Origin of the sequence: Gordonia jinghuaiqii, assembly GCF_014041935.1 — a bacterium.
Taxonomy (GTDB): Bacteria; Actinomycetota; Actinomycetes; order Mycobacteriales; family Mycobacteriaceae; genus Gordonia; species Gordonia jinghuaiqii.
Window position 1 is genome coordinate 1162299 of the sequence record NZ_CP059491.1, and the last position, 24930, is coordinate 1187228.

The 24930-nt window shown below is 66.0% G+C and carries 17 protein-coding genes and 1 pseudogene; 16 read left to right on the forward strand and 2 right to left on the reverse strand.

All coding sequences use genetic code 11. The annotated features are described in order from the left end of the window. Positions 1–21 precede the first annotated feature (21 nt). From rplJ to H1R19_RS05200, 16 genes are all read left to right on the forward strand, one after another. Positions 22–546: a 50S ribosomal protein L10 gene (gene rplJ, locus H1R19_RS05125; protein WP_188329719.1), complete on the forward strand. Its 525-nt coding sequence runs from the start codon at positions 22–24 to the stop codon at positions 544–546. Between the two features lie 81 nt (positions 547–627). After that, entirely contained in the window at positions 628–1011 is a 384-nt protein-coding gene (rplL, locus tag H1R19_RS05130) for a 50S ribosomal protein L7/L12 (RefSeq protein WP_188329720.1), read from the forward strand. A 254-nt stretch (positions 1012–1265) separates the two neighbouring features. Further along, positions 1266–2219 (forward strand): type IV toxin-antitoxin system AbiEi family antitoxin domain-containing protein, encoded by a 954-nt coding sequence (locus tag H1R19_RS05135; RefSeq protein WP_219850733.1) that lies wholly within the window; start codon positions 1266–1268, stop codon positions 2217–2219. A gap of 365 nt (positions 2220–2584) precedes the next feature. Continuing rightward, complete coding sequence (locus tag H1R19_RS05140; RefSeq protein ID WP_219850734.1) at positions 2585–3814, forward strand: ABC transporter ATP-binding protein; 1230 nt, start codon at positions 2585–2587, stop codon at positions 3812–3814. Continuing rightward, on the forward strand, positions 3811–4617 hold the full coding sequence (locus tag H1R19_RS05145; protein WP_188331766.1) for an MlaE family ABC transporter permease: 807 nt from the start codon (positions 3811–3813) through the stop codon (positions 4615–4617). Before H1R19_RS05140 ends, H1R19_RS05145 begins: the two co-directional genes overlap by 4 nt. A gap of 53 nt (positions 4618–4670) precedes the next feature. Beyond that, positions 4671–5498 carry an MlaE family ABC transporter permease gene (locus H1R19_RS05150; protein ID WP_223205737.1) on the forward strand — a complete coding sequence of 276 codons (828 nt, stop codon included), beginning with the start codon at positions 4671–4673 and terminating at the stop codon, positions 5496–5498. Positions 5499–5500: 2 nt separating this feature from the next. Further along, positions 5501–6859, forward strand: coding sequence for an MCE family protein (locus H1R19_RS05155; RefSeq protein ID WP_188331764.1), 1359 nt, complete (start codon positions 5501–5503; stop codon positions 6857–6859). Further along, complete coding sequence (locus H1R19_RS05160) at positions 6856–7938, forward strand: MCE family protein (RefSeq protein WP_188331763.1); 1083 nt, start codon at positions 6856–6858, stop codon at positions 7936–7938. Before H1R19_RS05155 ends, H1R19_RS05160 begins: the two co-directional genes overlap by 4 nt. A 5-nt stretch (positions 7939–7943) precedes the next feature. Continuing rightward, positions 7944–9041, forward strand: coding sequence for an MCE family protein (locus tag H1R19_RS05165; protein ID WP_188331762.1), 1098 nt, complete (start codon positions 7944–7946; stop codon positions 9039–9041). Beyond that, a complete protein-coding gene (locus H1R19_RS05170; RefSeq protein WP_219850735.1) occupies positions 9041–10420 on the forward strand; it encodes an MCE family protein in 1380 nt (459 codons plus the stop codon). Before H1R19_RS05165 ends, H1R19_RS05170 begins: the two co-directional genes overlap by 1 nt. Beyond that, positions 10420–11778: an MCE family protein gene (locus tag H1R19_RS05175; protein WP_219850736.1), complete on the forward strand. Its 1359-nt coding sequence runs from the start codon at positions 10420–10422 to the stop codon at positions 11776–11778. Before H1R19_RS05170 ends, H1R19_RS05175 begins: the two co-directional genes overlap by 1 nt. Further along, on the forward strand, positions 11775–13016 hold the full coding sequence (locus H1R19_RS05180; RefSeq protein ID WP_219850737.1) for an MCE family protein: 1242 nt from the start codon (positions 11775–11777) through the stop codon (positions 13014–13016). The genes H1R19_RS05175 and H1R19_RS05180 overlap by 4 nt, the downstream gene beginning before the upstream one ends. Before the next feature lie 96 nt (positions 13017–13112). Beyond that, positions 13113–13763 (forward strand): hypothetical protein, encoded by a 651-nt coding sequence (locus H1R19_RS05185; RefSeq protein ID WP_219850738.1) that lies wholly within the window; start codon positions 13113–13115, stop codon positions 13761–13763. Continuing rightward, positions 13763–14653: a hypothetical protein gene (locus H1R19_RS05190; RefSeq protein WP_219850739.1), complete on the forward strand. Its 891-nt coding sequence runs from the start codon at positions 13763–13765 to the stop codon at positions 14651–14653. Before H1R19_RS05185 ends, H1R19_RS05190 begins: the two co-directional genes overlap by 1 nt. A 343-nt stretch (positions 14654–14996) precedes the next feature. Then, positions 14997–18503 carry a DNA-directed RNA polymerase subunit beta gene (gene rpoB, locus H1R19_RS05195; protein WP_188331756.1) on the forward strand — a complete coding sequence of 1169 codons (3507 nt, stop codon included), beginning with the start codon at positions 14997–14999 and terminating at the stop codon, positions 18501–18503. Positions 18504–18583: 80 nt separating this feature from the next. After that, on the forward strand, positions 18584–22540 hold the full coding sequence (locus H1R19_RS05200; protein ID WP_188331755.1) for a DNA-directed RNA polymerase subunit beta': 3957 nt from the start codon (positions 18584–18586) through the stop codon (positions 22538–22540). 72 nt (positions 22541–22612) lie between these two features. Here the strand turns inward: H1R19_RS05200 and H1R19_RS05205 are convergent, their stop codons facing one another. Together H1R19_RS05205 and glsA are read right to left on the reverse strand one after the other, a co-directional pair. Then, positions 22613–23626 (reverse strand): alpha/beta fold hydrolase, encoded by a 1014-nt coding sequence (locus H1R19_RS05205; RefSeq protein ID WP_219850740.1) that lies wholly within the window; start codon positions 23624–23626, stop codon positions 22613–22615. A gap of 86 nt (positions 23627–23712) precedes the next feature. Beyond that, positions 23713–24923 (reverse strand): annotated as a pseudogene (glsA, locus tag H1R19_RS05210) (glutaminase A). Positions 24924–24930: the final 7 nt, after the last annotated feature.

Consider the following 24930-nt stretch of genomic DNA (forward strand, 5'->3'; position numbering starts at 1 on the left):
GACGAGGAGAGGAGGCGAAGTATGGCCAAGTCCGAAAAGGTCGCCGCAGTTGCGGAGATCGCAGAGCAGTTCAAGGGCTCCACGGCGGCGGTTGTCACGGAATACCGTGGCTTGTCCGTCACCCAGATCAGCACACTGCGACGTTCCCTCGGTGAGGGTGCAACCTACTCCGTCGCCAAGAACACCCTGGTGAAGCGTGCCGCCGCAGAGGCGGGCGTGGAAGGGCTCGACGAGCTGTTCACCGGTCCGACCGCGATCGCCTTCATCGAAGGTGAGCCGGTTCTGGCCGCGAAGGCGATCAAGACGTTCGCCAAGGACAACAAGGCTCTGGTCATCAAGGGCGGGTACATGGACGGCCGCGCGCTGTCCATTGCCGAGATCGAGCAGATCGCCGACCTTGAGACCCGTGAGGTCTTGCTGGCCAAGCTCGCCGGTGCCATGAAGGGCAACTTGGCAAAGGCAGCCGGTCTGTTCAACCAGCCGGCATCGCAGGTGGCGCGTCTCGCCGCGGCCCTGCAGGAGAAGAAGAACGAAGCCGGCGAATAATTCGCCGCACCAAGCCAATCCCCGAACCGTACGGGGATGTACACCAACCCCCGTACGGGGACAGACAGGAAGGACGCCACCATGGCGAAGCTCACCGCTGACGAGCTCATCGATCAGTTCAAGGAACTGACTCTGCTGGAGCTCAGCGATTTCGTGAAGAAGTTCGAAGAGGTCTTCGAGGTCACCGCTGCCGCTCCGGTTGCCGTCGCCGCTGCCGGTGCTCCGGCTGCTGCCGAGGCTGCTGCCGAGCAGGACGAGTTCGACGTCGTCCTCGAGGGCGCAGGCGACAAGAAGATCCAGGTCATCAAGGTCGTCCGCGAGGTCGTCTCGGGCCTGGGCCTGAAGGAAGCCAAGGACCTCGTCGAGAGCGCTCCGAAGGCTCTGCTGGAGAAGGTCGACAAGGACGCCGCCGAGGCTGCCAAGGCCAAGCTCGAAGAGGCCGGCGCCAAGGTCTCCATCAAGTAAGACCGCTTTTCACGCGTCAAGCGTTCACGAGCCCGGAACAGCATCGCTGTTCCGGGCTCGTTGCTGTCGGGGGTCGGTGCCTGACCCGGCGAAATGAAGTCGCGCGCGACTTCGCTTCGACGATCCGACTTCGATCGACGTCGGATATTCGGATCGATGTCGCACGCGACATCGTTTCCGACCCGCGAGTCGCCATTGACCTTCTCGACGACAATTCCGGGAACCCGGACCGGCTGTCGCTGCGTCCAACCCGCATGACCCTGCCCCCGCCCGAGAAGCTCCCGTCGGATCGATACGGTCTCATCCGCCGCGAGGCCACGCTCCGGATGGGGATCGCCGACGACACCGTCGCCGACGCGGTTCGCCGCGGGCAGCTTCTCCGGCTGGCGCCCGGGGTCTGGGTGCCGGCGAGCACTGATCTCGACGGCCCGGACCTCTCCGACCTTCTCTACCGTCGTCGCTCGATCGCAGTGGCAACCTCGGCCAGGGACCGTGGGACCTCGACACTGAGTCACGAATCGGCGGCCGCAGTGCACGGGCTGGACACCTTGCATCCCGAGCGTGAGACCGTCCACCTCACCAAACGCTCGGGGACCGGTGGATTCGTCCGAGGGCACCGCCACGTTCACAACGGTCCGCTGCCTCCCGAGGAGATCGTGATCGTCGATGGGGTCGAAGTGACGAGTCTCGAACGCACAGCGGTGGACATCGCGATGGGCGGCGACTTCGCACGGGCGCTGGTCGCGTTCGACCGGGCGCTCGCCACGGGCGCGGACGCGGCCGTGATGGAAGCCATGCTCGAAGATCGCGCGGGGTGGAAGAACGTCGGCGTCGCCCGTCGAGCATTCACCTGCTCGGATGTGCTCTCGGAGAGTGTGGGGGAGTCGTGGAGCCGCGCACAGATGATCGCCGCCGGTCTACCGACGCCCCGACTCCAGCATCGGTTCCAGACATCCTCGGGCGAGGCCAGGGCTGACTTCGACTGGGAAGGGCTCCTCGTCGGCGAATTCGACGGCTTACAGAAGTACGACCGGCTGCTCCGGCCCGGCGAGAGCGCCCGTGACGCACTGGTCAGAGAGAAAAAACGCGAAGACGCGCTGCGGGCGCTGGGCATCATGGTGGTGCGCTGGACATGGTCGGACTTGGAGCGCGGTGAACTCGTCGAGATGCTGCGGCCCAGGCTGGTCGCCATAGGGCTGGTCGACTGATGGTCACCAGACTCGAAACGAAGTCGCCCGCGACCTCACTCCGAACACACGACCTCGATCGACGTCGCAGCCTCGAAACGAGGTCTGGCAGTGCGTGGGCGGCTGTCGTGCAGGTCGGCAGAGGCGTTGCGGTGGACGTCACACGGAGGGTCGCACCCGACTTCCCTCACGGCGCACCATCGGATATTGTCATCGACGCGGAGAGGGTTACTCGTTGGTAGCTTTCCCGTGGCCAACGCTGGAGAACTCCGGTCGCGTTGTCGTGGGGGTCCCGTCGGTTACAGTGACCCCAACCACAATGCCGCCGGTTGGTGTGCGGTCACACCGTGGCCGCCTTCGGGGGCAGCGATCGTCTGGAGGAAGTTGTGGGTGTTGAGGTCAGTGTCGAAGGACTCACCAAGTCGTTCGGTTCTCAGAACATTTGGCGTGATGTCTCCCTGACTCTGCCTGAGGGTGAGGTCTCTGCACTCCTGGGTCCGTCGGGTACCGGTAAGTCGGTGTTCCTCAAGACGTTGATCGGGTTGCTGCATCCGGAGCAGGGTTCGGTGATCATCGATGGCACCGACATCACGCAGTGTTCGGCCAAGGAGCTCTACGAGATCCGCAAGCTGTTCGGCGTGCTGTTCCAGGATGGTGCGCTGTTCGGTTCGATGAGTTTGTTCGACAACATCGCGTTCCCGCTTCGTGAGCACACGAAGAAGAAGGAGAACGAGGTCCGCGACATCGTGATGGAGAAGATCGACCTGGTCGGTCTGACCGGTGCCGAGGACAAGCTTCCCGGTGAGATCTCCGGTGGTATGCGCAAGCGTGCCGGCCTGGCGCGGGCGTTGGTGCTGGATCCGCAGATCATCCTGTGCGACGAGCCGGACTCGGGTCTGGATCCGGTGCGTACGGCTTATATCTCGCAGTTGTTGATCGACATCAACGCGCAGATCGACGCGACGATCCTGATCGTGACGCACAACATCAACATCGCCCGGACCATCCCGGACAACATCGGCATGTTGTTCCGCAAGGAGCTGGTGATGTTCGGTCCGCGTGAGCAGCTGTTGACCTCGGAGCAGCCGGTGGTCAAGCAGTTCCTCTCCGGTGACCGGTTCGGTCCGATCGGTATGTCGGAGGAGAAGGACACAGCGGTCCAGAAGCAGGAAGAGGCCATGCAGGCCGCGGGTATCTCCGGTGGCGGTACCAAGGAGGACTTCACCGAGATCATCCCGCAGGTGCAGCCCAATCCCGGTATGCCCGAACGCAAGGCCGTCGCCCGCCACCGCGAGCGGGTGCACGAGTTGCTGCCCGAACTGCCGCAGAACGCGCAGGAGGCGATCCGCCGCAGCATGGAGGAAGAGGACCAGATCCGTGCGGAGGGGCGCGCCCACGCCGACAACATGGCCAGCGGCCGGGACCCCGGGGACAACGGCGGCAACGAATGGACTGCGGCGCCCGAAGGAAATGTCGCGGTGGCAGATTCCAAGACAGACGTGATCGACTACGGCGGCAGCGATGCACCGACCGAGCAGTGGCACACACCCGGTGAGACGTTGACCAGGCCCGCTCACCGTGCTGACGGGAACGAAGGGCGGACACCGCAGGGATGACCAGTGCCACCACGCGTGGCGTCGATCGAATCGCACAAGCCGGAACAGGTGCTCTCGCACAGACCGGCAATATTGTTCAGCTCTTCGTCGATGTTGCACGCCAGACCTTTGTGCGCCCGTTTCAGTGGCGGGAGTTCATCCAGCAGGCGTGGTTCATCGCCAGTGTGACGATCCTGCCCACGGCACTGATCGCGATTCCGTTCGGTGCCATCGTCTCGCTGCAGACGGGCTCGCTCATCAAGCAGCTCGGTGCCGAGTCGTACACCGGCGCGGCCAGCGTGCTGGTGGTGATCCAGCAGGGTTCACCACTGGTGACGTCGCTGCTCATCGCGGGTGCGGCCGGGTCGGCGGTCGCCGCCGACCTCGGCTCGCGCACCATCCGTGAGGAGATCGACGCGATGGAGGTGCTCGGCATCAACCCGATCCAGCGTCTGGTGGTGCCCCGTGTGCTCGCCATGGTGCTGGTGGCGATGCTGCTCAACGGTCTGGTCGCCGTCATCGGCATCGGTGGTGGTTACTTCTTCAACGTGGTGGTCCAGGGCGGAACGCCCGGCGCGTATCTGGCGTCGTTCGGTGCCCTGGCCCAACTGTCCGACCTCTGGGTCTCGACCCTCAAGGCCGCGATCTTTGGTGTTCTCGCCGGCGTCGTCGCGTCGTACAAGGGCCTCAACCCCAAGGGCGGACCGAAAGGCGTGGGTGACGCGGTCAACCAGAGCGTCGTCATCACCTTCCTGCTGCTGTTCCTGGCCAACCTGATCATCACTGCGGTCTACCTGCAGGTCGTCCCGCCGAAGGGGAGCTAGACGTGACCGAAGGCGGCGGCGTCACGATCGCCAAGAGCAGGCCCGAGTACCTCATGTACGAGGCCCGCAAGCAGCTGGGCAAACCGCTGAAGGTACTCGACGGTGCCGGCGAGCAGATGTCGTTCTACGGGCGCACGCTCGCGTGGATCCCGAAGACCCTGGTGCACTACACCCGCGAGGTGCTGCGCCTTCTCGCCGAAGTCGCGTTCGGTTCGGGCGGACTCGCGGTCATCGGCGGCACCATCGGCGTGATGGTGCTGATGTCGGGGTTCACCGGCGTCGTCGTCGGTCTGCAGGGTTATGCCGCGCTCGACCAGATCGGTTCGCAGGCCCTCACCGGCTTCCTGTCGGCCTACGTCAACACCCGTGAGGTGGCGCCGCTGGTCGCCGGCCTCGCGCTGTCGGCGACGGTCGGTTGTGGCTTCACCGCCCAGCTCGGCGCCATGCGGATCTCCGAGGAGATCGACGCCCTCGAGACGATGGCCGTGCCGTCGATCCCGTTCCTGGTCTCGACCCGCGTGATCGCAGGCTTCATCGCCGTCATCCCGCTCTACGTCCTCGGGCTGCTGTCGGCCTACCTCGCCTCACGCGTGGTGACGACGGTCTTCAACGGTCAGTCCGGCGGCTCCTACGACCACTACTTCAACCTGTTCCTGCCACCGGCCGACGTCCTGTGGTCGTTCGGCAAGGTGCTGGTGTTCGCCTTCGTGATCATCCTGGTGCACTGCTACTACGGCTACTACGCATCGGGCGGTCCCGCCGGCGTCGGTGTGGCGGTCGGCCACGCGGTACGTGCGGCCCTGGTGCTCATCGCGGTTCTCGACTTCTTCCTGGGTCTGGCGATCTGGGGTACCACGACGACGGTTCGGGTGGGGGGTTAGCTGTGTCGGTAGTGCGCAAACGGCTTCTCGGGATCGTCTTCTTCCTCGTGGTAGCGCTGTTCCTGACCGCGACGATCACCAAGTTCAACAAGACGTTCACCGAGTTCACCGACGTGACGTTGCTGACCGACTCCACCGGCAACGCGCTGCCGGCCAACGCCGACGTCAAGGCGCGCGGCATGACCGTCGGCGAGGTGCGTGAGGTCAAACCCGGACCCGACGGTTCCGTCGAGGTGGTCCTGGGACTCAACCCCGACCAGGCCTCGACGCTGTCGGACAAGACCACCGCCCGCATCCTGCCGAAGACGCTGTTCGGCGAGCGCTACGTCGCGCTGCAGGTCCCGGAGGAGAACACCGGACCGACCCTGAGCAACGGCGCGACCATCCAGACCGACCGCAGCGGCAACGCCATGGAGGTCCAGCAGTTGTTCGACAAGCTGCTACCCGTTCTCGAGGCCATCCCGCCGCAGGACCTCAACGCCACCCTCACGTCGCTGTCGTCGGCGCTGTCGGGTCGCGGCGAGCAACTCGGCACGACGCTCGAGGAACTCGACCAGATCTTCGGGGAGATCAACGAGAACCTGCCCGACCTCGAGGGCACCATCGAAGGCCTGGCGACCTTCTCCGAGACCTACTCGCAGGCACTGCCCGACGTGGTCGACGCGTTGGACTCGCTGCGCACGACGACGAACACCATCGTCGAGCGTCAGGACGATCTGCGGACGCTGATCGCCACCCTGGGTGTCGCCTCCGACGACCTCACCGGCTGGCTGCGCGCCAACCGCACCAACCTGATCGACCTCGCCGTCGACTCAGAACAGCTCCTCGTCGGGTTGGCCAAGCAGTCGCCGACCTTCGTCTGCACGTTCCGCAACTTCGCGGGTCTGGTCCCCGAGTCGCGCAAGATCGTCGGCCAGGGCACCAAGAACCCCGGTGTCCGAGTGAACCTGCAGTTCGTCAATCCCCGTGGCCGTTACCTACCGAACCAGGACGAACCCCGTTTCATGGATCTCGATCCGCCCGCCGTGTGCTACGAGCCCGCCACCAACGGGCGCCCGTTCCCGCAGTACCCCGGCGGTGGCCTCGCCGACGGCAGCTACCAGCCGCCGTCACGCAACGCGGGCTCCCGCACCGTCACCGAGCTGCCGCAGCCGCAGTTCAGCGGCGTGCCCGCCGGATCGGTCGGTCCCGCGGCGAAGCCCGTCGCGGTGAAGTCCAATCCGTTCGACGATCCGGAGTACCGCAAGCAGTTGCAGGTGATCTACGGGGCGACGAGCGGTAAGTCGCCGGAATCCGTGCCGACCTGGGTGACCATGATCGGTGGGGGAGCCCTGCAGGGTGCGAAGGTCGACATCAAATGAAGTCGATCGTCGGACCGCTGATCAAACTGATCGTCTTCGGGGTGGTCACCGTGGTCACCACCAGTCTGCTCGCCGTCACCATCGCGAACGCCGGCGGCGGCGGAGATGCGAAGTTCAAGGCCGTCTTCACCGACGCGACGCTGCTCAACGCCGGCGACGATGTGCGCATCGCCGGTGTGCGCATCGGACAGGTGGAGAAGGTCGAGGTGTACGAGCGCAACCGGGCCATGGTCTCGTTCAACGTCGATCGCGACCGACTGCCCGACGGCACCCAGCTCTACATCCGCTACCGCAACCTCACCGGCTTGCGGTACCTCGCGCTCGAGCGCGGTGCGGGTGACCCGTCGCAGACCGTGCCGCAGGGTCACACCTTCGGCCTGGTCGCCGGACGCAAGGACACCCATCCGCCGGTGAACCTGACCGAGCTGTTCAACGGGTTCCGCCCACTGTTCCAGCAGCTGTCGGCATCCGACGTCAACAAGCTGACCGAACAGATCATCAAGGTCTTCGACGGGCAGGGCGGTTCGATCACGCGCCTGGTCAGCGACACCGCGGATCTGACCAACGCCATCGCCGACAAGGACGAGGTGATCGGCGAGCTGATCACCAACCTGACCAAGGTCCTCGACACCGTCAACCGCAACGACAAAGAGTTCACGAGTCTGCTCGACAACACCGAGAAGCTCGTGACCGGCCTTGCGGCACAACGCGGTTCGGTGGGGTCGGCAATCACCTCGGTGTCCAACCTGACCTCGGTGACCGCCAACATCCTCGGCGCCACACGTCCGTCCATCCAGGGCGACATCGCGGGTCTGAAGTCGCTGGCCGACCAGATCAACAAGCGTGACGACGACATCGAGGAGACCCTGACCAACCTTCCGATCAAGCTCCAGAAGATCGGTCGGGCGGCGACATTCGGGTCGTGGTTCCAGTTCTATCTGTGCGGTATCGACGTCGTGGCGGGTAACGGCAAGTCGCCGGTCCTGACGCAGCCGCTGGTGCCGCTGCCCGACATCAATCATGTGCTCTACACCAGCGCGGCAACACGTTGCTGGGCCGACGAACGGCCAGGGGGGTGACCACGATGGCAGACAACAATGCAGAGAACTCCGGGCGCGATGCCGAGACGAACGACGAGGCCGATGCGCCGAAGCAACATCCGCATCGCCGTTTCGGTGGTCGACGCAGCCCGGTCAGCATCGGTGCCATCGGCATCCTGATCCTGCTGATGCTCGGGCTGAGTTCGTTCTACCTCGCCGAGCTGCCCCTGCTGGGCGCCGGAGCGCGCTACACCGCGAAGTTCACCGAGGCCGCCGGGCTCAAGCCCGGTAACGAGGTGCGCGTGGCCGGTGTGAAGGTCGGCGAGGTCGACGGTGTGAAACTCGACGGCGACCGCGTCAACGTGACCTTCCGCGTGGAGAACACGTGGATCGGCGACCAGACCCAGGCGTCGATCCAGATCAAGACGATCCTCGGCCAGAAGTTCCTGTCGCTCAATCCCCGTGGCAGCGAACCGGCCGACCCCGACGTCGCGCTCACCGACACCGTCGCGCCCTACGACGTCATCGAGGCGTTCTCCGGGGCCGCCGAGCAGATCGGCGACCTCGACAACGACCAGCTCGCCGAGTCGATGCGGGTCCTGTCGGACACCTTCTCGGGAACCGCGGGCAACACCGGTCCCGCGCTCGACGGCATCGCCCGCCTCTCGCAGACGATCGCCAGCCGCGACCAGGAAGTGCAGCGGCTGCTCGCGGCCACCAAGGACACCTCGAAGATCCTGGCCGACCGCAACGAGGAGTTCGTGCGACTCATCGGCGGTGCCGGACAGTTGCTCGACGAACTCAACAACCGTCAGCGCAGCATCTCCGCGCTGCTCGCCAGCACCACCAGCCTCGGCGATTCGCTGACCGGCATCGTGCGCGACAACGAGGAACAGATCGGACCGGCGCTCGACGCGCTGAAAGGCGTCAATGAGCTGCTCACCCGTCAGAACCAGAACATCCGGGATTCCATCAAGTACATGGCGCCGTTCTACCGCCTCTATGCCAACGTGCTCGGCAACGGCCGCTGGTTCGAGTCGTCGGTCGTGAACCTGTTGCCGCCTGCGCTGCCGCAGCAGAACACGACGCGGCCGCCGAACAAGCAGCAGTTGCAGAACAACGGCGGAACGGCGGCAGGCTGATGACCACACCAGACCTGACCCAGACCTCGGGCCCCGGCCGCTGGTTCACGCCGCGACACATCGTGATGATCGTTCTGGGACTGATCCTCGCGCTCGTCATCGCCGGTGCGTTGTGGTGGGTGTTCTCCTCCGTCGGGACCACCAAGATCACCGCGACCTTCAAGCGTTCGGTCGGCATCTACTCCGGTTCCGACGTCCGCGTCCTGGGCGTCGCGGTCGGCAAGGTCGACTCGGTCACGCCGCAGGGCGAGACCGTCAAGGTGACGATGACCGTCGACCGCGGCGTCGAACTGCCCGCGGATGTGCGTGCGGTGCAGATCATCCCGTCGGTCGTCGCCGACCGGTACGTGCAACTCACCCCCGCGTACTCCGGTGGTGAGAAGGCGCCGCACGACATCACCCTCTCCGTCGACGAGACGATGGTGCCGGTGGAGATCGACCAGATCTACGCCAGCGTCAAGGAGCTGTCCGACGCACTCGGCCCGGACGGGGCGAACAAGACCGACGGGACCGGCCGGCAGGGCGCGGTCAGCGAGCTCGTCACGACCGGTGCCGCCAACCTCGAGGGCAACGGCGAGGCGCTGGGCCGGGCCATCGAAGGTCTGTCCAAGGCGTCGACGACGCTCAGCGACTCACGGGGCAACCTGTTCGACACGGTCAAGAACCTCAACACCTTCGTCGGGGCGCTGCGCGAGAACGACACCCAGGTGCGCCAGTTCAACACGCAGATGGCGTCGTTCAACCAGTTCCTCGCCGGTGAACGCGACCAGCTCGCGGCGTCGTTGAACAAGCTCTCGATCGCGCTCGGCGATGTGGCGACCTTCCTCGCCGACAATCGCGAGCAGATCGGGGAGACGGTGAAGGATCTGCAGCCGACGACCCAGGCGCTGCTGGACCAGAAGAACAACCTCAAAGAGGTCCTGACGGTTCTGCCGGTCACGGTCAGCAACCTGATCAACGCCTACGACGCCGAGTCGGGAACCCTCTCGATGCGGTTGACCATCCCCGACCTCCAGGATCTCATCGGTGCGCAGTGTCGTCTGCTCAACCTGGGCGCGCTGCTGCCGGGCAATCCGGCGGCCGACCAGTTCAGCAACACCCTGCGACCGCTGATCAGCCAGTGTGAGGCCATCGGCAAGCAGATCCAGAGCGGCGTACTCGAGCCGCTTCTGCCGGTGCTGCCGTTCGGGATCATGAGCAACAACAAGCTGCAGCGTGCTCCGGTGCCCGGCACCGTCCAGGGCAACCCCGATCCCGAGCTCGGCACCCCGTCGGCTTCCCGGTCCCCGTCGGCCTCGCGTACCCCGGCGGCCACGTCGACCCCGAAGCCGTCGCAGGCCCCGGCCTCGACGACCCCGCGACCCCGCGGAGGCAACTGATGAACCGAACGTCGATGCGCACGGCACTGGCCGGCGCGGCGCTGTCGCTGACCCTGCTGGTGTCGGGCTGTATGTCCGGCGGCATCCAGTCGCTGCCGCTACCCGGCGGCGTCGACACCGGCGGCGACGCACGTACCTACAAGATCCAGTTCGACGACGTGCTCGACCTGGTGCCGCAGTCGATGGTCAAACGCGACGGCATCCCCGTCGGTCGCGTGACCAAGGTGGAGGTGCCCAAGGACCAGTGGTTCGCTCAGGTCACCGTCGAGGTCAAGAACGACGTCGACCTGTCCGACGAGGCCGAGGCGAGCGTGCAGCAGACGTCGCTGCTCGGCGAGAAGTTCGTCTCGCTGTCGGAGCCGGACGGCAGTGCCGACGCACCGCGCCAGAACCCCGGCGAGCCGATCCCGGTGTCGCGCACCCGCACCGCCACCGACATCGAGCAGGTCCTCGGTGCACTCGCGATGCTCCTGAACGGCGGTGGCCTCAACCAGTTGCAGCCGATCGTCACCGAGCTGAACAAGACTCTCGACGGCCGGACCGACAAGGTGCGCAGCCTGATCAACCAGACCGAGGATCTCATCGCCGGTCTCAACCGGCAGCGCGACGACATCGTCACCGCGATCGACGGGCTGGCCGAGCTGTCGACCCGGACGGCGGCCCAGACCGCGCAGATCGACCGCATCCTCAAGCAGCTGCCCGAGGGCATCGAGGTGCTCGAGGAGCAGCGTCCGCAATTCGTCGAACTGCTGACCAAACTCGACCAGCTCGGTCAGGTCGGCACCGACGTCCTCGGCAAGTCGCGTAAGGCCCTGATCAACGACCTCAAGGCGTTGCGTCCGGTGCTGACCCAGCTCGCCGCGGCGGCCCCGGACATCATCACCGCGGCGCCGCTGCTGCTCACGCACCCGTTCCCGGACTGGCTGCTGCCCGGCGTCAAGGGCGATGCGACCAACCTGTTCATGACGCTCGACCTCCGCGTGCTCAACCAGCTCGAGGCGCTCGGCGTGGGGCAGGGGACTCCGAAGTACTCGCCCCCGGCCCGCGTGAACGTGCCCGTGGACCCGCGTAACCCGTACTACGGCGGCAACGGGCCGCGGTACGGCTGGCCGACGATCACCCTGCTGCCGCCGGCCCCGAACTCACGTCCGGGACCCAACACGCCGCCGTCGGGTGGCCGTTACCCCACGTCGTTCTCCCGGTCCGCCGACCAGGCGGGTCCGATGCCGACACCGGCGGCGCCCGGGCAGGGAATTCTCGACGGCCCGCTGGCCGCGATGGGACTCTCGCCCAAGTCGCCCGGTCAGTCACCGGCGAAGCCGTCGGCGGAGTCGAACCCGACAGGAGCAGGTCGATGATCGGCAAGTTGGTCAAGATCCAGCTGATCGTGTTCGTCGTCGTCGGACTCGTCGCCCTGGTCTACGTCGGGGCGAAGTACGCGCGGCTGGACAAGCTGGCAGGTGTCGGCATGTACACGGTGACCGCGCAGCTCCCCGATTCCGGCGGCATCTTCACCAACGCCGAGGTCACCTATCAGGGTGTACCGGTGGGTCGGGTCGGGTCGCTGACGCTCACGCCCGAGGGCGTCGACGTGGCACTCGACATCGACACCGGCGGTCCGGAGATCCCGGCGTCGGCGACCGCGGTCGTCGCCTCACGGTCGGCGATCGGTGAGCAGTTCGTGGATCTGCAGCCGACGTCGTCGGAGGGGCCGTACCTCAAGGGCGGCGACACGATCACGAAGTACTCCCTGCCCGAACCCCTCGAAGACGTGGTCGCCTCGGCGATCGACTTCACCTCCTCGATCCCGGTGGACGACCTGAACACGGTCATCACCGAACTCGGCAGGGCATTCAACGGGCAGGGCGAGAACCTCACCCGCCTGGTGGACTCGCTCGGCAAGCTCTCGCGCGCCGGCGTCGACAATCTGAGCGAGACCGTTGCGCTCATCCAGAGCTCGAACGTCGTGCTCGACACGCAAGCCGATCAGTCCGACGCGATCCTCACCTGGTCGCGCAACCTGAATCTGGTGACCGCGACACTGGCCTCGGCCGACCCGGACCTGCGCCGGTTGCTGACGACGGGCACGTTGTCGGCGACGCAGATCTCCGAGCTGATCCAGAAGAACGGCAACGACCTCTCCAAGGTCGTCGGAGATCTCGCCGAGGTCGCCCGCACCATCGAACCGGCGACCTACAACACCTCGACGACGTTCGCGATGCTGTCGGCGCTGTCGGCGGGCAGCCACGCGCCTGCCCCGGGCGACGGTCAGATCCACTTCGGTGTGGTGCTCGAGACCAACAACCCGGCGGCATGTACCCGCGGTTACGAAAGCACCGACGCCGTGCTGGCCGAGGCCCGTCGCAAGAACCCGAACTTCGACGTGCACTACGACGACTTCGCGTTCAACACCGAGGCCAAGTGCACTGTGCCGCTGGGCAACCCGACGGGTGTCCGCGGTGCGGAGCGCGCGCAGTACGCCAATCCGGCATACCCGCAGCCCTGGGACAACACCCCCAAGAAAGACCCCGACAGGCTGAACCTCAACCCGCTCGCCCAGCAGCTCGCAGCGCTCCTCGGCGTGCGGCCCAAGTAGGGCGAGGCCCCGGCGTCGCCGGCCGATCTGCGTCAAGTGCAGCGGTCGGCGGGCCTTGGCTTGCGCTCAGGAGCGATATATACAGTGAGTTCTGCGATGACTGGCACCCCTGAATCAACTGGCACCCCTGAATCAACAGAGAAGAAGCCCTCCGGCAGTCGCCCGGCCCTTCGACGGGCCGCGGAGCGTGCACCCGTCGTACTGGCCGGTGCCGCCGTGCTCGTGGCCGTGGTGGCAGTGGCCGTGTTCGGCGTGCGTGCCTGGAACGTCTACTTCGACGAGTATCCGGCGCAGCAGACGCGTGATGCGGCCACCCAGGCGGCCGAGCAGGCCGTCCTCAACGTCACCACCATCGACCCGGGCGACCTCGACGGCTTCAAGAGCCGCGCGGAGGCGTCGCTGACGGGCAAGGCCAAGGACGAGGTCCTCGGCGGCAAGGACGGCAGCGTGCTCGACATGCTCGGGCAGGCCGGTCCCGGCACCGCCAAGCTGAACGCGCGGCTCCTGCGCAGCGCGCCGAGCGAGGTCAACGCCGACGAGCAGACGGCCAAGGTCCTCGTGTACGTGGTGACCACTCTCGAGCGTCCCAACCAGCCCGGCGTCGACGAGACGCGCGGCTTCGACGTCTCGATGACCAAGGACGGAGACGCCTGGAAGGCCGAGAACATCGTCGGCCTGGAGGGCATCGTCTACGCCGACGGGGGTGGCGCTGCGGCGCCGGCCCCCGCCACAGGAGGCGGTAACTGATGGCACCCGAACGCAACGGCAAGAAGCAGAAGCGCCGACCGACGCCCAAGGTCGCCGGCCGCACTGCCGAGACGCGCACGCCGGCCGAAGACACGCCTGTCGACGCGCCCCCGAGCAAGCCCGAGACGAGCAAGCCCGAGACGAGCAAGCCCGAGACGAGCAAGCGCGAGACGAGCAAGCCCGAGACCGGCACGCCCGAGACGAGCAAGCCTGAGACCGGTGAGCCCGAGACGAGCAAGGTCTCGATCACCAAGCCCAAGCGGCCGGTGTCGCGGGTGTCGACTCTGCGCCGGGGCGACCCGGCGCCGTCGGGCCCGGGCGGAACCTCGCCGCATGGCATGTCGGAGTCCGCGCCGCCCACCGAGAGGCGCCGGGGCAGGCGGGGGAGTGGGCTCGGCTCGCTCACGCGCATCCTGGCCGCTGCCGCGGTCGTGCTGGGCATCGTCGCGGCGATCCTCGCGTTCCACCCCGGTGCGAGCATCGGGCCCAACAAGGCCTTCGTCGACAAGCAGGCGACGTCGCAGCTCACCTCGCAGGCGCAGGACCGCATCTGTGCGGTGTTCGGCTACGACCACACCGAGCTCGACGCCTGGCAGAAGCGTGCGCAGGACGCGCTGACGGGTCAGGCCCGTACCGAGTTCGACGAGACCCTCAAGGCTCAGCGCGACCTCATCACGCAGACCAAGACCGGCGCCGAGTGCCGGGTCGACGCCATCGGCGTGAAGGACCTCTCCGGCGCCGACGACGGTGCACGCGCGACGGTCATCGCCAACCTGGTGGTCAGCGAGACCCAGAACAGCATGGCGACCAACAGCGGCGCTCCGCGTGCCCAGTTCACCTTGGTCCGCGAGGGCGAACAGTGGCGCATCGAGGCCGTCGAACCGTTCTGAGTCGGACGCTCCTCGCACGATTCCGCGGGCATCGTGCGAGGAGCGCGGAAATCTTCGCGAATTTCGCGCGTAGCGCTTGACGTGGAGGCGTTGTCGGGCCACGCTGTCACCAGCGATCGACGTGCAGGCAGCCACCCGCGCGAAATCGCTTCGTAGACGGGCTTGACAAAGTGCGTCTATTTTCTGCTACAGTTGGACGTTGCGCTGGCTGCCTCCTGTCCATCTACCGATCCTTCTACGGCCACTCTTATTTGTGTGTGCTGCGGTGATCGCCGATTCCACAGGTGTCACCAGCGAACGGCCCATCAAGCCAGTACCGCACATCTAGGTTGTGAATAACGTCGTGTTGGAAGGACGCATCTTGGCAGTCAACCGCCAGTCCACCTCAACAATCCCCGGCGCGCCGCATCGCGCGTCGTTTGCAAAGATCAGTGAGCCACTGGAGGTTCCCGGCCTCCTCGACCTCCAACTCGATTCTTTCGAATGGCTCGTCGGTTCGCCCGAGTGGCGCGCCAAGGCGATTGCCCGCGGAGATGACAACCCGACGGGAGGCCTCGAGGACATCCTCCACGAGCTGTCCCCGATCGAGGACTTCTCCGGTTCCATGTCCCTGTCCTTCTCCGAGCCGCACTTCGACGAGGTCAAGGCCTCCGTCGAGGAGTGCAAGGACAAGGACATGACCTACGCGGCGCCCTTGTTCGTCACCGCGGAGTTCATCAACAACAACACCGGTGAGATCAAGTCGCAGACCGTCTTCATGGGCGACTTCCCGATCATGACCGAAAAGGGCAGCTTCATCATCAACGGCACCGAGCGTGTCGTGGTGAGCCAGCTCGTCCGTAGCCCCGGCGTGTACTTCGACTCGGCGATCGACAAGACCACCGAGAAGACGCTGCATTCGGTGAAGGTGATCCCGGGCCGCGGTGCGTGGCTCGAGTTCGACGTCGACAAGCGCGACACCGTGGGCGTGCGTATCGATCGCAAGCGTCGCCAGCCGGTCACCGTGTTGCTCAAGGCGCTCGGTTTCACCACCGAGGAGATCACCGAGCGTTTCGGTTTCTCCGAGATCATGATGTCGACCCTGGAGAAGGACAGCACCGGTAACCAGGACGAGGCTCTGCTCGAGGTCTACCGCAAGCTGCGTCCGGGTGAGCCGCCGACCAAGGAGTCCGCGGAGAACCTGCTGGAGAACCTGTTCTTCAAGGACAAGCGCTACGACCTCGCACGCGTGGGTCGCTACAAGATCAACAAGAAGCTGGGTCTGACCGGCAACCCGATGGTGGGTGAGTCGACGCTGACCCGCGAGGACATCATCTCGACCGTCGAGTACCTGGTGCGTCTGCACGAGGCCGATCCGCACGCCACCACCTACATGACGGTGCCCGGCGGCGTCGAGGTTCCCGTGGAGGTCGACGACATCGACCACTTCGGCAACCGTCGTCTGCGTACCGTCGGCGAGCTGATCCAGAACCAGATCCGCGTGGGCCTCTCGCGTATGGAGCGTGTCGTGCGTGAGCGCATGACCACCCAGGACGTCGAGGCGATCACCCCGCAGACCCTGATCAACATCCGTCCCGTCGTGGCGGCGATCAAGGAGTTCTTCGGAACCAGCCAGCTGTCGCAGTTCATGGATCAGAACAACCCGCTGTCGGGTCTGACCCACAAGCGTCGTCTCTCGGCGCTGGGCCCCGGTGGTCTGAGCCGTGAGCGTGCCGGCCTCGAGGTGCGCGACGTCCACCCGTCGCACTACGGCCGCATGTGCCCGATCGAGACCCCTGAGGGTCCGAACATCGGTCTGATCGGTTCGCTCTCGGTGTACGCACGGGTCAACCCGTTCGGCTTCATCGAGACCCCGTACCGCAAGGTCGTCGACGGTGTCGTCACCGACGAGATCGAGTACATGACCGCAGACGAGGAAGATCGTTTCCTCATCGGTCAGGCGAACACCAACTTCGACGGCAGCGGTCTCATCACCGACGAGCGCGTCCTGGTGCGCAAGAAGGGCTCGGAGGTCGAGTTCGTCGGCGCCACCGACGTCGAGTACCTCGATGTCTCGCCGCGTCAGATGGTGTCCGTCGCCACCGCGATGATCCCGTTCCTCGAGCACGACGACGCCAACCGCGCCCTGATGGGTGCGAACATGCAGCGTCAGGCCGTGCCGCTGGTGCGCAACGAGGCGCCCCTGGTCGGCACCGGCATGGAGCTCCGTGCCGCCATCGACGCCGGTGACGTCATCGTGTCGTCGAAGACGGGTGTGGTGGAAGAGGTCTCGGCCGACTACATCACCGTCATGTCCGACGAAGGCACCCGCGACACCTACCGCATGCGGAAGTTCGCGCGTTCCAACCACGGCACCTGTGCCAACCAGCGTCCGATCGTGGACGAGGGTCAGCGCGTGGAGTCCGGCCAGGTCCTCGCCGACGGCCCCTGCACCGAGAACGGTGAGATGGCGCTCGGCAAGAACCTGCTCGTGGCGATCATGCCGTGGGAGGGTCACAACTACGAGGACGCGATCATCCTGAGCCAGCGCCTCGTCGAAGAGGACGTGCTCACCTCGATCCACATCGAGGAACACGAGATCGACGCCCGCGACACCAAGCTCGGTGCCGAGGAGATCACCCGGGACATCCCGAACGTCTCCGACGAGGTCCTCGCCGATCTCGACGAGCGCGGCATCGTGCGTATCGGTGCCGAGGTCCGTGACGGCGACATCCTGGTCGGCAAGGTCACCCCCAAGGGCGAGACCGAGCTGACCCCGGAAGAGCGTCTGCTGCGTGCCATCTTCGGTGAGAAGGCCCGTGAGGTCCGCGACACCTCGCTGAAGGTGCCCCACGGCGAGACCGGCAAGGTCATCGGCGTGCGCGTGTTCAGCCGTGACGACGACGACGATCTCGCTCCCGGTGTCAACGAGCTGGTCCGCGTCTACGTGGCCCAGAAGCGCAAGATCCAGGACGGCGACAAGCTCGCCGGCCGTCACGGCAACAAGGGCGTCATCGGCAAGATCCTCCCCCAGGAGGACATGCCGTTCCTGCCCGACGGCACCCCCGTCGACATCATCCTGAACACCCACGGTGTGCCGCGTCGTATGAACATCGGCCAGATCCTGGAAACCCACCTCGGGTGGGTCGCCAAGGCCGGCTGGAACATCAACGTGGCCGAGGGCGTCCCGGAGTGGGCGTCGAGGTTGTCCGAGGACATGTACTCGGCCGAGCCCGACACCAACACCGCGACCCCGGTGTTCGACGGCGCTCGCGAAGAGGAGCTGACCGGACTGCTGTCCTCGACGCTGCCCAACCGCGACGGCGATGTGATGGTCAACGGCGACGGCAAGGCGACGCTGTTCGACGGTCGTTCCGGCGAGCCGTTCCCGTACCCGGTGTCGGTCGGCTACATGTACATCATCAAGCTGCACCACCTGGTCGACGACAAGATCCACGCTCGTTCGACCGGCCCGTACTCGATGATCACCCAGCAGCCGCTCGGTGGTAAGGCGCAGTTCGGTGGTCAGCGATTCGGTGAGATGGAGTGCTGGGCGATGCAGGCATACGGTGCCGCCTACACCCTGCAGGAGCTGCTCACCATCAAGTCGGACGACGTGGTGGGCCGCGTGAAGGTCTACGAGGCGATCGTCAAGGGCGAGAACATCCCGGAGCCGGGTATCCCCGAGTCGTTCAAGGTGCTGCTGAAGGAACTTCAGTCGCTGTGCCTGAACGTCGAGGTGCTCAGTTCCGACGGTGCCGCCATCGAGATGCACGACACCGATGACGAGGACCTGGAGCGCGCAGCTGCCAACCTCGGTATCAATCTGTCGCGCAACGAGTCGGCCACTGTCGACGATCTCGCGAACTGACCCTCACCACCCCGGGCCGGGCGCCGGATTCACCCCTGGCGCCCGCGCCCACTGACAACAGAGCTCTGGAAAGGTAACAAGTGCTCGACGTCAACTTTTTCGACGAACTGAAGATCGGCCTGGCCACGGCCGACGACATCCACAACTGGTCATACGGCGAGGTCAAGAAGCCGGAGACGATCAACTACCGCACGCTCAAGCCCGAGAAGGACGGCTTGTTCTGCGAGAAGATCTTCGGCCCCACCCGTGACTGGGAGTGCTACTGCGGCAAGTACAAGCGCGTCCGCTTCAAGGGCATCATCTGTGAGCGCTGCGGCGTCGAGGTGACCAAGGCCAAGGTGCGCCGTGAGCGCATGGGCCACATCGAGCTGGCCGCACCGGTCACGCACATCTGGTACTTCAAGGGTGTGCCGAGCCGGCTGGGCTACCTGCTCGACCTGGCGCCGAAGGATCTCGAGAAGATCATCTACTTCGCCGCCTACGTGATCACGGCGGTCGACGACGAGCTTCGCCACAACGAGCTCTCGACCCTCGAGGCCGAGATGCAGGTGGAGAAGAAGAACGTCGCCGATCAGCGCGACGCCGATCTGAACGAGCGTCAGCAGAAGCTCGAGCAGGATCTCGCCGAGCTCGAGGCCGAGGGTGCCAAGGCCGACGTGCGCCGCAAGGTGCGTGACGGTGCCGAGCGCGAGATGCGTCGTATGCGTGATTCCGCGCAGCGCGAGCTCGACGGTCTCGACGAGATCTGGGACAAGTTCGTCAAGCTCTCGCTGGGCGACCTGATCATCGACGAGAAGCTGTACCGCCAGCTCGAAGAGCGCTACGGCGAGTACTTCCAGGGTTCGATGGGTGCCGAGGCGATCAAGAAGCTCCTCGAGACCTTCGACATCGATGCCGAGGCCGAGTCGCTGCGCGAGACCATCCGCAGCGGCAAGGGCCAGAAGAAGCTGCGTGCGCTCAAGCGACTCAAGGTCGTCGCGGCGTTCCAGCAGTCGGGCAACTCGCCGCTGGGCATGGTCCTCGACGCCGTGCCGGTGATCCCGCCGGAGCTGCGTCCGATGGTGCAGCTCGACGGTGGCCGCTTCGCGACCTCCGACCTCAACGACCTGTACCGCCGCGTCATCAACCGCAACAACCGCCTCAAGCGTCTGATCGATCTCGGTGCCCCCGAGATCATCGTGAACAACGAGAAGCGGATGCTGCAGGAGTCGGTCGACGCCCTGTTCGACAACGGACGTCGTGGACGTCCGGTCACCGGACCGGGTAACCGCCCGCTGAAGTCCCTGAGCGATCTGCTCAAGGGCAAGCAGGGTCGTTTCCGTCAGAACCTGCTCGGTAAGCGCGTCGACTACTCGGGCCGTTCGGTCATCGTCGTCGGTCCGCAGCTCAAGCTGCACCAGTGTGGTCTGCCGAAGCTGATGGCTCTCGAGCTGTTCAAGCCGTTCGTGATGAAGCGTCTGGTCGACCTGAACCAGGCTCAGAACATCAAGTCGGCCAAGCGCATGGTCGAGCGTCAGCGTCCGGCCGTGTGGGACGTCCTCGAAGAGGTCATCTCCGAGCACCCGGTGCTGCTGAACCGTGCACCGACGCTGCACCGCCTGGGCATCCAGGCCTTCGAGCCGCAGCTGGTGGAGGGCAAGGCAATTCAGCTCCACCCGCTGGTGTGTGAGGCCTTCAACGCCGACTTCGACGGTGACCAGATGGCCGTGCACCTCCCGCTGTCGGCGGAGGCGCAGGCCGAGGCTCGCATCCTGATGCTGTCGAGCAACAACATCCTGTCGCCGGCATCGGGCCGCCCGCTGGCCATGCCGCGTCTGGACATGGTGACCGGTCTGTACTACCTGACCACCCTCCAGGAGGGTGCGATCGGCGAGTACACGCCGGCAACCGACAACGACGTCGAGCGCGGTGTCTACTCGACCCCGTCGGAGGCCATCATGGCCGTCGACCGTGGCGCGTTGACCGTGCGTTCGAAGATCAAGGTGCGTCTGACCGATCAGCGTCCGCCGGCCGACATCGAGGCCGAGCAGTTCCCGGACGGCTGGAAGTTCGGTCAGCCGTGGGACATCGAGACGACCCTGGGTCGCGTGATGTTCAACGAGCTGCTGCCGATCCAGTACCCGTTCGTCAACGAGCAGATGCCGAAGAAGCGTCAGGCCGTGATCATCAACGATCTCGCCGAGCGTTACCCGATGATCGTGGTCGCCCAGACCGTCGACAAGCTCAAGGACGTCGGCTTCCACTGGGCCACCCGTTCGGGCGTCACCATCTCGATGGCCGACGTGCTGGTGCCGCCGCAGAAGGCGGAGATCCTCGACAAGTACGAGGAGCGGGCCGACGGTCTGGAGCGCAAGTTCCAGCGTGGTGCCCTCACCCCGGACGAGCGTCGCGATTCGCTGGTCGAGATCTGGAAGCAGGCGACCGAAGAGGTCGGTGCGGCCATGGAGGCGCACTACCCGGATGACAACCCGATCCCGATGATCGTCAAGTCGGGTGCGGCGGGCAACATGACCCAGATCCGCTCGCTGGCGGGCATGAAGGGTCTGGTGACCAACCCGAAGGGTGAGTTCATCCCGCGGCCGATCAAGTCCTCGTTCCGCGAGGGCCTGACCGTCGCCGAGTACTTCATCAACACGCACGGTGCCCGTAAGGGTCTGGCGGACACGGCACTTCGTACCGCTGACTCGGGTTACCTGACCCGTCGTCTGGTGGACGTCAGCCAGGACGTCATCGTGCGCGAGACCGATTGCGGTACCGAGCGCGGCATCACCACGACGATCGCCGAGAAGCAGGCCGACGGCACGCTCATCCGCGACGCGCATGTCGAGACCTCGACCTACGCCCGCACCTTGGCGTCCGACGCCCTCGACGCCGACGGCAACGTCATCGTCGAGCGCGGTCACGACCTGGGCGACCCGACCATCGAGGCTCTCCTCGCTGCCGGGATCACGCAGGTCAAGGTCCGTTCGGTCCTGACCTGTGGGACCGGCACCGGCGTGTGCGCCATGTGTTACGGCCGTTCGATGGCCACCGGCAAGCTCGTCGACATCGGCGAGGCCGTCGGTATCATCGCGGCCCAGTCGATCGGTGAGCCCGGTACCCAGCTGACGATGCGTACGTTCCATCAGGGTGGCGTCGGCGACGACATCACCGGTGGTCTGCCGCGCGTCCAGGAGCTCTTCGAGGCTCGCGTCCCCAAGGGCGTCGCGCCGATCGCGGAGGTCTCGGGCCGGGTGCGTCTCGAGGACGACGACCGCTTCTACAAGATCACCCTCATCCCGGACGACGGTTCCGAAGAGGTTGTCATCGACAAGATCTCGAAGCGTCAGCGTCTGCGCGTGTTCAAGCACGACGACGGTTCCGAGCGGCTGTTGGCCGACGGTGACCACGTCGAGGTCGGCCAGCAGCTCATGGAGGGCTCGGCCAACCCGCACGAGGTGCTTCGCGTGATGGGTCCCCGTCAGGTGCAGATCCACCTGGTCAACGAGGTCCAGGAGGTCTACCGCAGCCAGGGTGTGTCGATCCACGACAAGCACATCGAGACCATCGTGCGTCAGATGCTGCGTCGCGTGACGATCATCGATCACGGTTCGACCGAGTTCCTGCCCGGTTCGCTCGTGGAGCGCGCCGAGTTCGAGGCGGCCAACCGTAAGGTCGTGACCGAGGGTGGCGAGCCCGCCGCCGGACGTCCGGTGCTGATGGGTATCACCAAGGCCTCCCTCGCAACCGAGTCGTGGCTGTCGGCGGCGTCGTTCCAGGAGACCACGCGTGTCCTGACCGACGCAGCGATCAACAGCCGCAGCGACAAGCTGATCGGTCTGAAGGAGAACGTGATCATCGGCAAGTTGATCCCGGCCGGTACCGGTATCAACCGTTACCGCAACATCCAGGTTCAGCCGACCGAAGAGGCACGTGCCGCGGCGTACGCGGTGCCGTCCTACGACGACACCTACTACAGCCCGGACGGCACCTTCGGTGCTCCGGCCGGCGCTGCGGTGCCGCTGGACGACTACGGTTTCTCCAACGAATACCGGTAGCCGGATTTCGTAGCGATAATGCGCGCTATTGCCGCATTATCGCTACGAATCCAGCGCAGATGCGCCCCGCACTCATCGAGTGCGGGGCGCATCTGTGTCCAGTGTGGTGACGGTGCGGGTGCCGAGCAACAGGTCGTAGTAGCGGCCGCCGGGGTAGTAGGTCGCGGTCACCGAGTCGGTGACCATGTCCGACGACCATCCGGTGGCGAGAGCACGGAGAACCCGGCCGTTGCGGGGACGCGGCACGCCCAGCTCGGACAGTTCGCCGATCAGGTCGGTCGAATCGCCCTCGGCGTCGATGTGGATACCGGTGACCAGCCGCGAGCCGAGGAACTCCTGCCGCGTCGTCCGCTGCAGGATCGACACTCCGGACCCGAAGGAGTTGGACACCGACGGCTGCGACGCCACGACGCGGATCGGGAGCCGGGCTGCGTCGAGAGATGCTGCGGCGGAAGCGAAGTGGGTGCCGAAGAAGGAGTTGACGGGGTCGAGGAGCATGAGCCCGGCCAGGCGTCGGTAGGCGAGCGGGTCGGCGCGGCGGAGCGCGTCGGCCGCCACCACGACGAACTCGCCACCGGCTGAATGCCCGGAGAAGACCATCCGGTACGGCATCGTCACGTCGCGGCGATGGGCGACGTCTCGTGCTCGGATGAGGCTTGCCGCAAGCGGGCTGTCGGCGTCCCGGCCCGACCCGAACACGCCGCCGATGGTCCGGGCGAATGCCGCATTGTCGGCGATGTTGTGGGCGACGGTGCATCCGCCGAGGTTGACCGAGTCCAGCGTCGGGCTCACGACGAGGAAGCCGGCGTTCGCGTACGAGCGGGCCAGGGTGTCGAGGTTGGCCGCGGTCCGGGAGAAGCCGTGCTGGAGCCAGACGAGCGCCGTGGGTCGCTCTGGTGGGAAGTACCAGCGGGCAGCGACCCGGACGGGCTTGCCCGCGCATTGGGTGGCGATGGACGACGACGAGACGACCACCGGTGGGCGGGTGCCCGGGGCGGCGACGACGGCCGATGGCGTGACACCGACAAAGACCACGATCACCGCGAGGGTCGCGAGCCACAGACGCTGGAACCTCTGCCCCGACATCCACCCAGTCTAGGTGGGCGGATGCCGGGTGCTTTCTGGCCACATTCATCGGGCTCTGCGCCGCCCGGACCGCGACGCGTCAGGGCTCAGCGCTGGTCGTCGTCCGGCGCGTCGTCCATGAGGTTGTGCGGATCCTCGATGCGGGTGTCGTGGTCGTCGGAAGCCGTTGCTCCACTTCACGAACCAGGCGACGCGCGGCGTCGTCCATCACCCGGACGTGGGTGAGGTCGATGACCACGGCCGTGGTCGAGAATCCTTCGCAGGCACGACTCGCGACGATCTCGGCGCCGGCGAACCGTACGTCGCCCTGCAGTTCGACGAAGGTCGCGCCGTCGCGTTCGGAGACCGATCGGAGCGCGGGCCGGCCGGAGGGCGCGACGTGCATCATGTGCAGTTCCATGTCCCGCGACAGGCGCTCGAACACCGCGACGCCACGCGCGCTGTTGCCCTGCGCGTCGAGTCGCGGCGACCACACGGCGAGCCCGACCTGGCCGGGGAGAACTCCGAGGATGGCGCCGCTGATGCCGCTTTTCGCGGGGATGCCGACCCTCGCCATCCAGCTGCCGCTTCCGTCGTACATCCCGCAGGTGGCCATCACCGAGAGCAGGTGGCGGGCGATCCAGCCGTCCAGCAGTCGTTCGTCGCTGGTGGTCGAGAGGCCTCCGTTGGACAGGACAGATCCCATGACGGCGAGATCGCGACAGCTCACCCGGATCGCGCACTGGGCGGCGTAACCGTCGACCACCTCTTCGGGTTCGCAGTCCAGTTTCCCGGCCGCGCGCAACAGGTATGCCAGCGCGGTGTTGTGGTCGTCGGACTCCAGCTCGGCGGCATGCACCTTCTCGTCGACCGACACCTCGCGGCCGGCAAGAGTGCTCACCAAGTCGACGATGCGGTCCACCCGTTCGGACGCGTCGGCCCCCGCGATCATGTCGTGCACGGCGACCGCGCCGGCATTGATCAGCGCGTTGCGCGGCCGTCCGGTCTGGGCTTCGAGTGAGATCTCGTTGAAGGCGTCGCCCGACGGTTCGGTGTCGACTCGCTCGAGCACGCCGTCGAGTCCGCGGTCGCGAAGGGCGAGAGCGTAGCCGGGCACCTTGGCGATGGACTGCATGGAGAACTCGTGGTCCGCGTCGCCCGCGGTGTAGACGGTGCCGTCGATGGTGGCCAGCGCGATACCGAAGGATGACGGGTCCGCCCGCTCGAGTTCGCGGTTGCCGGCAGCGATCTCGCCGCCGCCGTCGTCACGGCACTCTCGGAGCACCCGCTGGAGATAGTCGTCGATGGGGGAACGCATACCCCAC

What these genes read in the sequence shown, in the direction of transcription:
- rplL (WP_188329720.1), top strand. Translation starts at nt 628, where the DNA reads ATGGCGAAGCTCACCGCTGACGAGCTCATCGATCAGTTCAAGGAACTG.
- H1R19_RS05145 (WP_188331766.1), top strand. Translation starts at nt 3,811, where the DNA reads ATGACCAGTGCCACCACGCGTGGCGTCGATCGAATCGCACAAGCCGGA.
- H1R19_RS05150 (WP_223205737.1), top strand. Translation starts at nt 4,671, where the DNA reads ATGTACGAGGCCCGCAAGCAGCTGGGCAAACCGCTGAAGGTACTCGAC.
- H1R19_RS05175 (WP_219850736.1), top strand. Translation starts at nt 10,420, where the DNA reads ATGAACCGAACGTCGATGCGCACGGCACTGGCCGGCGCGGCGCTGTCG.
- H1R19_RS05135 (WP_219850733.1), top strand. Translation starts at nt 1,266, where the DNA reads ATGACCCTGCCCCCGCCCGAGAAGCTCCCGTCGGATCGATACGGTCTC.
- H1R19_RS05205 (WP_219850740.1), bottom strand. Translation starts at nt 23,626, where the DNA reads ATGTCGGGGCAGAGGTTCCAGCGTCTGTGGCTCGCGACCCTCGCGGTG.
- rplJ (WP_188329719.1), top strand. Translation starts at nt 22, where the DNA reads ATGGCCAAGTCCGAAAAGGTCGCCGCAGTTGCGGAGATCGCAGAGCAG.
- H1R19_RS05185 (WP_219850738.1), top strand. Translation starts at nt 13,113, where the DNA reads ATGACTGGCACCCCTGAATCAACTGGCACCCCTGAATCAACAGAGAAG.
- H1R19_RS05165 (WP_188331762.1), top strand. Translation starts at nt 7,944, where the DNA reads ATGGCAGACAACAATGCAGAGAACTCCGGGCGCGATGCCGAGACGAAC.
- H1R19_RS05170 (WP_219850735.1), top strand. Translation starts at nt 9,041, where the DNA reads ATGACCACACCAGACCTGACCCAGACCTCGGGCCCCGGCCGCTGGTTC.
- H1R19_RS05190 (WP_219850739.1), top strand. Translation starts at nt 13,763, where the DNA reads ATGGCACCCGAACGCAACGGCAAGAAGCAGAAGCGCCGACCGACGCCC.
- H1R19_RS05180 (WP_219850737.1), top strand. Translation starts at nt 11,775, where the DNA reads ATGATCGGCAAGTTGGTCAAGATCCAGCTGATCGTGTTCGTCGTCGTC.
- H1R19_RS05160 (WP_188331763.1), top strand. Translation starts at nt 6,856, where the DNA reads ATGAAGTCGATCGTCGGACCGCTGATCAAACTGATCGTCTTCGGGGTG.